Below are 2500 nucleotides of genomic sequence, written 5' to 3'. Positions count from 1 at the left end.
TCGACTAACCCGGCCCCCGCCCGTCCGCCCCGCCCAGGGCGGACGGGCGGCCACGAGCCACCACAAGCCGCCCACCCTGCCACCCGGCGTCCCATCCACACCCCCACAAGCCGCACCGACACCCCGATCACCACCCCGAGGACACACAGTTCGGTATCATGACTCTCGCAGGGCCGTTAGCTCAATTGGCAGAGCAGCCGGCTTTTAACCGGCGAGTTCAGGGTTCGAGTCCCTGACGGCCCACGTCGAGAGGAGATTCCTGCGCACCTGGTGGGGTTTACGAACGTTTTGTCTCTCGACGTTCTCGAGGCTTTCCAGGGGCTCGGACATCTGATTCTGATCTCGTTTTCGGTCTGCTTGTCGTAGTCGCGCTCAACCCTGACCTCCGGCTACATTGGAGTCGAAATGAAATAACTTGCGCGTTTCGAACCCTCCACAGGCCTGTGACCTGCGATGATGCTCTCGATCGCGTATTTGTTACTTCATTACGTCCCCATTGCGGCGGATTCCAGCGATCAGTGCACCATCGGTTGCGATTCTATCAGATTGTGGGTCTCACTGTAGACCTCTGCCGGGGTTTTCCACCCGAGAACCTTCCGGGGTCTTCCGTTAAGTTCGGCGGCAACGGCGTCAAGTTCAGCTTGACTGAAGCCAGAGAGATCGGTAGATCTCGGAAAGTACTGACGGAGAAGCCCGTTGGTGTTTTCGTTCGTCGACCGCTGCCAGGGTGAATGCGGGTCGGCGAAGTAGACCGGAACGCTTGTCCCGAGGGTGAAGGTGGCGTGTGCGGCCATCTCCCTCCCCTGGTCCCAGGTGAGCGACCGGACGAGGTCGGCCGGCAGGTCTTTGATCTTCAGGCTGAGGGCGAGGGCGACACAGGCGGCTGTCCGGTCGTAGGGAATCCGCACCAGTGTGGTGTAGCGCGTGTGACGATCGACGCGGGTCGCGATCTGGCTCTTGCCGCCCTTGCCGATGATCAGGTCGCCTTCGAGGTGGCCGGGGACGGCGCGGTCGGCGGCTTCCGCGGGCCGTTCGCTGATGTTGACCATGTCCGGGATCGCCTGCGACGCCTGGGGTATCGCCCCGGACGGTCGTCTGCGTGCCCGGCCGGACCGCAGAGCGACCCTCAGTTCGGTCTTCAGCGTGCCTGCCGGCCTGTAGGAAGAGCGTTTGGTAGTGAGGTCGGACCGAGGCGCGGTGCCGGCCTTGCGGCCAGCCCGTTTCCTCGGCCCGCCTCCCGAACCCGGCGTGCACCGTTAAGCGCACCGGGCTCTCCACAAGCCCCGGGGGGACGTGTCTTCTCATGCCGCCCTCTGCCATGGCGTCGGGATGCGTTTTCCCCGGTATCGGTAGCGTTCTATGCCTACCTTTCCGGGATCGAACAGCACCACCTCTCCCTCGGCCGGCCACCCGTCTCCACAGCTGTATCGGCGCCGGAGCTGCCTCCAGGTAGTCCGCCGGTGCTTCCGGCCGATCCATCTGATGACCTGTTTCCACAGGTAGGCCCGCAGATAGCCGAACGTAGCACTTGAACAGCCGTATTTGAAATAGGCGGTCCAGCCCCGCAGCATCCGGCTTATCTGGTGCAGCAGGGCTTCGAGCTTCAGGTTCGTGTTCTGTCGGCACGCCTTCTTCACCTTAACCATGACGGCTCGAAGCGCCTTCTTGGCCGGGTAGGTGTAGATATAGCGTTTTATCGCGCCTCGCTTTCGGTGACGCTGGATACGCCACCCCAGAAAGTCGAGACCCTCGTCAATATGGGTGATCAGGGTCTTTTCCTCCGACAGGCGTAGACCCATCGATTCCAAGACCCCGGCCATCTCGTCTCGCAGCCTCTTCGCGTCGGATCTGGTACCCGCCACGACCAGACAGCAGTCGTCGGCGAAGCGGACCAGCCGGTAGTTCGGCAGGCCGCGACGCCGGCGCATCCGCCGGTCGTTGGAGGTGGCCGCAGGCCCACCCGGCGCCTGGGCGATGTGCTCGTCCAGCACCGACAGGGCCACGTTACTGAGCAACGGCGACAAGATCGACCCTGCGGAGTGCCGGCGTCGTTCTCCCGGAGCACGCGGTCCTCGCCGAGGATCCCCGCCTTCAGAAACGCCTTCACCAGAGCCAGGACGCGTTTATCCCCAATACGACCGCGCACCCGGTCCATGAGAGCCGAGTGCGAAATCTCGTCGAAGCAGGCTTTGATCTCGCCTTTCACGATCCACTCGTAAGAGCGCCCCGTGAAATGGCGTATCTCTGCCACCGCGTCATGCGCCCGGCGGTTCGGGCGGAACCCGTACGAGCACGGGAGAAAATCCGCCTCGAATATCGGCTCCAACACCAGCTTCAAGGATGCCTGGACCACCCGGCCCCGGACGGTCGCTATTCCCAGGCGACGCAGCCTATCGTTCGCCTTCGGTATCAACCGCTCCCGAGCGGGTCGCGGGCGGAAGCTACCAGCCTTCACATCGGCCCGCAGCTCTTCCAGAAACCCCCCGATATCACGCACGGT

At 63.4% G+C, this 2500-nt stretch carries 1 protein-coding gene, 1 tRNA gene and 2 pseudogenes; 1 reads left to right on the top strand and 3 read right to left on the bottom strand.

What is annotated here, in order from left to right; genetic code table 11:
• The first annotated feature begins 170 nt into the window (after positions 1 to 170).
• Positions 171 to 243: transfer RNA gene (locus ACY45C_RS17010), tRNA-Lys, on the top strand.
• A gap of 272 nt (positions 244 to 515) precedes the next feature.
• Here ACY45C_RS17010 and ACY45C_RS17005 read toward each other — a convergent pair.
• From ACY45C_RS17005 to ACY45C_RS16995, 3 genes and pseudogenes are all read right to left on the bottom strand, one after another.
• Positions 516 to 1148, bottom strand: a pseudogene (locus tag ACY45C_RS17005) (IS30 family transposase); the annotation flags it as partial.
• Between the two features lie 153 nt (positions 1149 to 1301).
• Positions 1302 to 1646 (bottom strand): group II intron maturase-specific domain-containing protein, encoded by a 345-nt coding sequence (locus tag ACY45C_RS17000; protein WP_462188552.1) that lies wholly within the window; start codon positions 1644 to 1646, stop codon positions 1302 to 1304.
• 135 nt (positions 1647 to 1781) lie between these two features.
• Positions 1782 to 2353: pseudogene (locus ACY45C_RS16995) on the bottom strand (reverse transcriptase domain-containing protein); the annotation flags it as partial.
• Between the last annotated feature and the right edge of the window lie 147 nt (positions 2354 to 2500).

The sequence above is a fragment of the Frankia sp. CcWB2 genome, assembly GCF_977927585.1.
This window is presented reverse-complemented; position numbering and strand designations above follow the sequence as displayed.